Here is a 6,335-nt window from a genome sequence, read left to right as displayed (position 1 = left end):
CTACCTGCGGATGCTGGCGAGCGAGCGCGGCCTGCGCTTCCATCGGCTGCAGGCGGCGCAGGGGCTGTCGGACGAGCTGTCGTCCCCGGCGCTCGCGCGGCCGGTGGTGGCGCGCGCCGATGCGCGGGTCGCGCTGGCGGCGCTGGCCTTCGTGCTGCTGCTGGCGCGCAGCGGGTGGCCGGTGCTGCAGCGGCTGCGTCAGGCGGCGGGGTGGAAGAAGCGGTCGGCCGCGGCGCCGGCTTCGGCATCGGACTGAACCGCGCCGGGCGGGCCGCCCTTGCCCCACAGCGTGCCGGCGAACGGCATCGCGAGGAACTCGGCGCAGAACTGGGCGGAGTCGATCATCGGCTGCGCCTTCGCGCGGTTGCCGCTGGTGGTGATCAGATGCATGCACTTCTTCGCCATCTCGGCCTTGAACGGCAGGCCGTCGATGCGCATCCACGCGCTCCAGTGGTCGAGGTAGGTCTTCAGCGTGCTCGGGAAGCTGTACCAGTAGACGGGCGCGACCAGCACGAGGTCGGTGCAGGCCATCGTCGCGTCGAGCAGCGTGCGCAGGCCGGCCTCGGGCCAGGGGTAGGTGCCGGCGGTGTGGCGCAGGTCGGTGAAGGGCTGCATCGGCAGGTGCGCGAGGTGCAGCCAGGTCTGGGTGGCATCGGCCGGCAGGCCGGCGGCCGCACGGCGGGCCAGCCATTCGGTGTTGCCGATGTGGCCGGGTTCGCGGGTGGAGGCGACGACGAACAGGAAGTGGGGCATGCCTTCTTATGTCGCTCGGCGCTAAATTGGTTGCTGCCCTGCCCGCTGCGACCACCCCGCGGGGGCCTCGATCATCTCGATGGTCTGAAGGGAAAACGTCTTGCGCGGCGCACGATTGCGCAATCGCACCTCCCGCACCTTGACCCGCGCACGAACGTGACGGTGCAAAAGGATGACGTCGTCTTCCAACAAGTGGTCCATCGCCTCCCGCGACACTGCCCCTACGACCACGCTGCTGTCAGCATGGAGACGCAATTCGAAGCGCAGCGAATACTCGGCCCAACCGATGACCTCGCCCTGCAAGGTTTCGATGCGATCCTCGATCGTCAATGCCTCGACACGCTGCCGAGCACGCTGCACCCCTTCCACGGTCAATTCGAAATCCCGCTCGCCTTCGACAACGCGCAGGCTTGCGCCCTCGTCGTCCAGCAACTTGAAGAAGTCCTTCAGCGCACCGAGTTGGCGGTTGTCTACGCGGGCCGAAGCTTCGTCGAATAGAGCGTCGTCCGTCGCAGCCATGCGCGACAAGGTATCGGCCACTTCGTCTACCACCTCCTTGAGCACCACATCACCGTGGGCGGGCTCATCGGCTTGCAGTACGAAGCCGAACGAGCCGCGAACGACATCGGTGACGAGGAGTTGCGTGTCCTCGCTCATCGGCACCCTGCCTCGCGACGACAGCGGGCCTGTTTCAGCGGCGGCGTAGCGCTGGCTCACGAGCTTCTGGAACTGACCGACGGCCTGCGTCCCGAAAGCGGCCTTGATTCCGTGCGAGCCGATGACCGGTCGTCCGCCAAAAAACAAGGCCACTCCGGCAGGCGCATGCAGAACGGCCTGGGACAACTCGGCCAGTTCGCGTTCGAGGCGCGCGACACGTTGGGCGTATTGATGTTCGGCGATGGGGTCGTCGTGCGCCCGACCTTCTGCGAGCAACTGGCGCGCCTGCGCCAGATCTGCCTGCAGAAACTGCCTTTCAAGCTGAGCGAGCATCGAAATCTCCTCGGGACGTCAGCATGTCCAGCATCACACGGGCATCTCCGTCGTCGGAATCCAGGGGCAACTGCAGCAAGCCCTTCCAAAGGGCGTCACCGCGACGGTGCGAGTACAAGCCATACCAATATCGGGTTTGCATCACCAGCCACTCGGGTGCCGTCGTCATGTTGACGATACTCGTGTCACAGTGCAAATTCTCCTTGCATTGCTCCCGAAGAAACAAGTCGGGCCGGGCGGCCATCATCGCGTTGATGTCGTCCTTGCTCATGCCAGCGAGTGGATGCGCGAAGGTCACCAGGTCGATATCGCCAGGCGCACGACCTTCGCGTGCCTCCACATCCTCGACGAAGCTGCCGTCGAGCCATTGAAAGCCTCGCAGGAAGCCCAGCTCGCGCAATTCGGCGCGATAGCGTAGCAACCCATCCAGAATGACGCATCGCGCGGCATTGACAGCAAAGCGTTGCACCAACTGGCTTGAGCCCACGAGATAGGGCGAACTGTTCGCGCTCGTCAGACGCTCGCCCTGGAAGGGCGGTAGCACGTGAGAATGATTGAATGGCGGGATCACGGGGCCACAGCATAGCGGCAACGAATGAAACGAACGTGGGGCGCCATGAAGTCAGCCTGAAGCACGCCGCCCCGACACTGGCATTCCCACCCGATATTCCCTGGAGCCCTCGATGTCCGCTGTTCGCCACCTGTCCTGCCTTGCCCTGATGCTGGGGGCCCTGATCGGCTCGCCGGCCGAGGCCCAGACCACCGAGGCCGTCGTCGTCAACGACTACGACGTGTTCGTCGACCCGCCCACCGCGTTCGCGTTCRTCAAGCTGCCGACGGGCTGGAAGTTCATCGGCAAGCTGGATGCCGGGCAGTTGCGCAACCTGCCGCAGGGGACGTTGACCTCGCTGTTGCCGCCGGATGACGAGGCGGCGAGATTCGCTGCCGGGTCGAAGCAAGCGGCGGTGAAGCGCAAGAGCTGACGCGCAAACCTCCGTTCGCGTTGAGCCTGTCGAAACGCCCTCGCGATTCGCTGGCTTCGACAAGCTCAGGGCGAACGGCCTTTGTCACCCAATCCCTTCGCGCTGCCGCGTCCTTTCACGTCCGACAACACGATGCCGTCCAGCACCGCATCGGTGAAATCCGCGCCGGTGACATCGGCGCCGCTCAGGTCGGCCCCGGCCAGCTTCGCGTTGAAGAAGTTCACGCCGCGCAGGTTGGCGTTGACGAGCTTCGCGAACGACATCATCGACCGGTTCAGGTCGGCCCCTTCGAGGTCGGCCTCGCTCAAATCCGCGCCCGACAGATCGGTGCGCATCTGCCCCATCCCCTGGTTCTTGATGTTGACACCGAGGTTGGTCTTGACCAGCTTCGCACGCCGCAGGTTCACGCCGAGAAAGTCGGCAATGACGCGCGCCCCGCTCAGGTCCGCGCCCTCGAAGATCGGCGGCGCCTTCACCGCGCCGCCCAACACCACCACGCTGAGCAGGCTGGCGCCCGCGAGCGTCGCGCCGCTGAAGTCGGTGCCCATCAGCCACGCGCCGTTCAGGTTCGCACGCGTCAGGTCGGCACCATTGAACTTGCTCAGCACGAGCTTCGATGCGAACAGGCTGGCCCCCGCCAGGCGGGCCTGCCGGAAATCGAGCCGGCTCAGGTCGAGGTCGGACAGGTCGAGCCCCGCCAGCTCGGCCCGCCCCTGCGCCGCCGCCAGCCGCTCGCGCACCTGCTCGACGCTGAGCTGCGCGGCCCCCACGCGCCTGCTGCCCATGCCGAGCAGCGCGGACGCGATCGCGATGTTCCAGACCCTTCTGCGCATGGTGTTTGCTCCAGCGGAGCGATGATGCTGGGCGGAGCCGCGCCAAAGATCAAGGCCGGCAACCCTGCCCAAGGAGATCGACATGACCCAGTGGCGCAAGAAGACCCCCGACGAGATTTACTCGCCCGAAGAGATCGAGGCCCGGCTGAAGGCCGAGCTGCCGAAGTGGTACCTCGAAGACGGCTGGATCCGCCGCAAGTACAAGACCGGCGGCTGGAAAGGCACGCTGATGGTGGTGAACACCGTCGGCCACCTCGCCGAAGCCGCCTGGCACCACCCCGACCTCACGGTCTCGTTCGCCTTCGTCACCGTCAAGCTGATGAATCACGCGGCCAAGGGCATCACCGACAAGGACTTCGCACTCGCCGCGAAGATCGAGGAGGTGGTGATGTGGCAGCCCGGCGCGATCGAAGGCTCGGCGCTCGAAGGCACGCCCGACGATCCGCGCTTCAAGTACATCAAATACGACTGAGGGCGACATGACACTGTGTCACCCGGGCGGAACAAGCCCGGGCTCCTGCAGGGCGCTCCGACCCGCTTTTGCGGGGTAAACCCCAGCGGAACGGGGATTGCTTAGCCAGTCTCCGATGCCTGCCTCCGCCACCGACCACCACCGCCTGCTGAAGCTTCGCGCGCCGGGCCGCCTGCACCTCGGGTTCCTCGACCCGGCGGGCACGCTGGGCCGCCGCTTCGGCAGCCTCGGGCTGGTAATCGATGGCATCGCGACCGAGCTCGAGCTGAGCGCCGCATCGGCCGACGACCTCGTGGCCGTCGATGCCGCTGCGCACGCCGAGATCGAGCGCGCGAGCCGCTTCCTGCACACCTTGCGCGAGCACACAGGCCTGCGCACGCCGCTGCGCCTGCAGCTGTCGCGCGTGCTGCCGCCGCATGCCGGCTTCGGCTCGGGCACGCAGCTCGCGCTGGCCATCGGGCGCGTGTTCGCGCAATGGCATGGCCTGGCCCTGAGCAGCGTGACGCTCGCGCACTGGCTCGCCCGCGGCCTGCGCTCGGGCATCGGCATCGCCGGCTTCGACCAGGGCGGCCTGCTGGTCGATGGCGGCCCGGGCGCCGACGGCATGCCGGCACCGCTGCTGTCGCGCATCGCGTTCCCGGCCGCCTGGCGCGTGCTGGTGGTGCAGGACGAGCGCCACCGCGGCCTGTCCGGCCCRCAGGAGAAGCAGGCCATCGCGACGCTGCAGCCGCTGCCGCAATCGCTGTCGGCCGACATCTGCCACCAGGTGCTGATGCGCGTGCTGCCCGGCGCGGCCAGCAGCGAGTTCGAGCCGTTCGCGGCCGGCATCAACCGCGTGCAGCAACTGCTCGGCGAGCACTTCGCGCCGGCGCAGGGCGGCGCGTACACCAGCGCGGCGGTGGGCCGCGTCGTGCAGTCGATCGACGGCGCGGCCATCGGCCAGAGCTCGTGGGGGCCGACGGGCTTCGCGATCCTGCCGTCGCAGGCCGCGGCCGAGGCCGCCCTGCACGCGCTGCGCACCGATCGCCTGCTCGAACCCGGCATCACGCTGAGCATCGTCGCCGGCCTCAACCGCGGCGCGCTGCTCACCGAGCACGCCTGCGAACCTCTTTGAAACCCACGCCATGGAACGCCCCTACATCCTCCACATGTTCACGCCGGGCCGGCAGATGAGCCCGTTCGACGTCAACATGGCCGCCGACGCCGGCTACCAGGTGATCGCGCCGTACTGCGACGTGACGCTCGACGACATCACCGCGCTGACGCAGGACGCCATCTTCTCGCGCGGCCCGAAGGGTGTCGCACGCACCGGCCTGTTCATCGGCGGGCGCAACGCGATGCTCGCGGCCGACATGCTGGAGCGCGCCCGGGCCTCGATGGTCAAGCCCTTCGTCGTGTCGGTGATGGCCGACCCGAGCGGCGCCTACACCACGGCCGCGGCGATGGTCGCCTGCACCGAGGCCGCATTGCAGAAGCAGCACGGCCACGGCCTCACCGGCCTGCGCCTGGTGGTGCTCGGCGGGCTCGGCCCGGTGGGCCGCATCGCCGGCGTGATCGCCGCGCAGGCGGGCGCGCGGGTGTCGCTGTCCAGCCGCAGCGGCGCCGCCGCGGCCGAGGCCGCAGCGCACGAGACCGCCACCCGCTTCCAGGTCGAGATGCACGGCGTGTCGGGTGCCGACTCCGCGGCGGTGCGCGCCTCGCTCGCCGATGCCGACGTGGTGCTGGCCTGCGCCGCGGCCGGCGTGCAGGTGGTCTCGCCCGAGGACCTGAAGAACGCGAAGCGGCTCAAGGTGGCGGCCGACGTCAATGCCGTGCCGCCGGAAGGCATCGCCGGCGTCGGCGTGATGGACGACGGCAAGCCGCTGGCCGGCAGCTCTGCGCTGGGCATCGGCGCGCTCGCGGTCGGCAACGTGAAGTACCAGACCCAGCACCGCCTGCTGGTGCAGATGCGCGACTCCGACAAGAAGGCGCTGGTGCTCGGCTTTCCGGAGGCGTTCGCCACCGCGCGCGCGTTCCTCGCGGAGCGCGCGGCCGGCGAGACGGCTTGAGCCGCTCGAGCCCCTCGCCCCGCCCGCCCGCCGGCGTGATCGCCGTGGCGGCGCTGTCCGCCCGCATGATGGCCGAGGCCGCGGTGCGCGACGGCTTCGACGTGGTCGCACTCGACCTGTTCGGCGATGCCGACACGCGCCGCGCCGCCTCCCACTGGATGAGCCTGGGCGAGCCCGCCACGCTCGCGATCGACGACGCGCGCACGCTCGCAGCAATCGGCGAGCTGGCGCGGCGCGGCGACGTGCGCGGCTGGGT

The 6,335-nt window shown here is 68.7% G+C and carries 9 protein-coding genes and 1 pseudogene; 6 read left to right on the top strand and 4 right to left on the bottom strand.

The window, feature by feature from the left end; genetic code table 11:
- The coding region (locus tag AC1D01_RS16645) for a hypothetical protein (protein ID WP_477868129.1) at nt 1-256 on the top strand (256 nt) is incomplete at its 5' end.
- On the opposite strand, the gene AC1D01_RS16640 is transcribed toward AC1D01_RS16645, so the two are convergent.
- Genes AC1D01_RS16640 through AC1D01_RS16630 form a run of 3 tightly spaced genes read right to left on the bottom strand, consistent with a single transcriptional unit; the run spans nt 199 to nt 2,314 of the window.
- Complete coding sequence (locus AC1D01_RS16640) at nt 199-753, bottom strand: flavodoxin family protein (protein WP_477868127.1); 555 nt, start codon at nt 751-753, stop codon at nt 199-201. The two genes, AC1D01_RS16645 and AC1D01_RS16640, sit on opposite strands and share 58 nt — an antisense overlap.
- 21 nt (nt 754-774) lie before the next feature.
- Nucleotides 775-1,743: a hypothetical protein gene (locus tag AC1D01_RS16635; RefSeq protein ID WP_477868125.1), complete on the bottom strand. Its 969-nt coding sequence runs from the start codon at nt 1,741-1,743 to the stop codon at nt 775-777.
- On the bottom strand, nt 1,727-2,314 hold the full coding sequence (locus AC1D01_RS16630; RefSeq protein ID WP_477868123.1) for a DUF6932 family protein: 588 nt from the start codon (nt 2,312-2,314) through the stop codon (nt 1,727-1,729). Before AC1D01_RS16630 ends, AC1D01_RS16635 begins: the two co-directional genes overlap by 17 nt.
- Before the next feature lie 112 nt (nt 2,315-2,426).
- On the opposite strand from AC1D01_RS16630, the gene AC1D01_RS16625 reads away from it, so the two are divergent.
- On the top strand, nt 2,427-2,726 hold the full coding sequence (locus tag AC1D01_RS16625) for a hypothetical protein (protein WP_477868121.1): 300 nt from the start codon (nt 2,427-2,429) through the stop codon (nt 2,724-2,726).
- A 65-nt stretch (nt 2,727-2,791) separates the two neighbouring features.
- On the opposite strand, the gene AC1D01_RS16620 is transcribed toward AC1D01_RS16625, so the two are convergent.
- On the bottom strand, nt 2,792-3,559 hold the full coding sequence (locus AC1D01_RS16620; protein WP_477868119.1) for a pentapeptide repeat-containing protein: 768 nt from the start codon (nt 3,557-3,559) through the stop codon (nt 2,792-2,794).
- 82 nt (nt 3,560-3,641) lie between these two features.
- On the opposite strand from AC1D01_RS16620, the gene AC1D01_RS16615 reads away from it, so the two are divergent.
- The 4 genes and pseudogenes from AC1D01_RS16615 to AC1D01_RS16600 form a co-directional block, all read left to right on the top strand.
- On the top strand, nt 3,642-4,031 hold the full coding sequence (locus AC1D01_RS16615; RefSeq protein ID WP_477868117.1) for a 4a-hydroxytetrahydrobiopterin dehydratase: 390 nt from the start codon (nt 3,642-3,644) through the stop codon (nt 4,029-4,031).
- Nucleotides 4,032-4,146: 115 nt separating this feature from the next.
- Complete coding sequence (locus tag AC1D01_RS16610) at nt 4,147-5,145, top strand: beta-ribofuranosylaminobenzene 5'-phosphate synthase family protein (RefSeq protein WP_477868115.1); 999 nt, start codon at nt 4,147-4,149, stop codon at nt 5,143-5,145.
- Nucleotides 5,146-5,155: 10 nt separating this feature from the next.
- A complete protein-coding gene (locus AC1D01_RS16605) occupies nt 5,156-6,079 on the top strand; it encodes an NAD(P)-dependent methylenetetrahydromethanopterin dehydrogenase (RefSeq protein WP_477868113.1) in 924 nt (307 codons plus the stop codon).
- Nucleotides 6,076-6,335, top strand: a pseudogene (locus tag AC1D01_RS16600) (ATP-grasp domain-containing protein); the annotation flags it as partial. The gene AC1D01_RS16605 and the pseudogene AC1D01_RS16600, both read left to right, overlap by 4 nt.

It is taken from the genome of Rhizobacter sp. P3_B12 (genome assembly GCF_056402895.1).
Note: the sequence above shows the minus strand (reverse complement) of the source record. Positions and strands in the feature narration are given on the sequence as shown.

What these genes read in the sequence shown, in the direction of transcription:
- AC1D01_RS16640 (WP_477868127.1), bottom strand. Translation starts at nt 753, where the DNA reads ATGCCCCACTTCCTGTTCGTCGTCGCCTCCACCCGCGAACCCGGCCAC.
- AC1D01_RS16635 (WP_477868125.1), bottom strand. Translation starts at nt 1,743, where the DNA reads ATGCTCGCTCAGCTTGAAAGGCAGTTTCTGCAGGCAGATCTGGCGCAG.
- AC1D01_RS16620 (WP_477868119.1), bottom strand. Translation starts at nt 3,559, where the DNA reads ATGCGCAGAAGGGTCTGGAACATCGCGATCGCGTCCGCGCTGCTCGGC.
- AC1D01_RS16615 (WP_477868117.1), top strand. Translation starts at nt 3,642, where the DNA reads ATGACCCAGTGGCGCAAGAAGACCCCCGACGAGATTTACTCGCCCGAA.
- AC1D01_RS16605 (WP_477868113.1), top strand. Translation starts at nt 5,156, where the DNA reads ATGGAACGCCCCTACATCCTCCACATGTTCACGCCGGGCCGGCAGATG.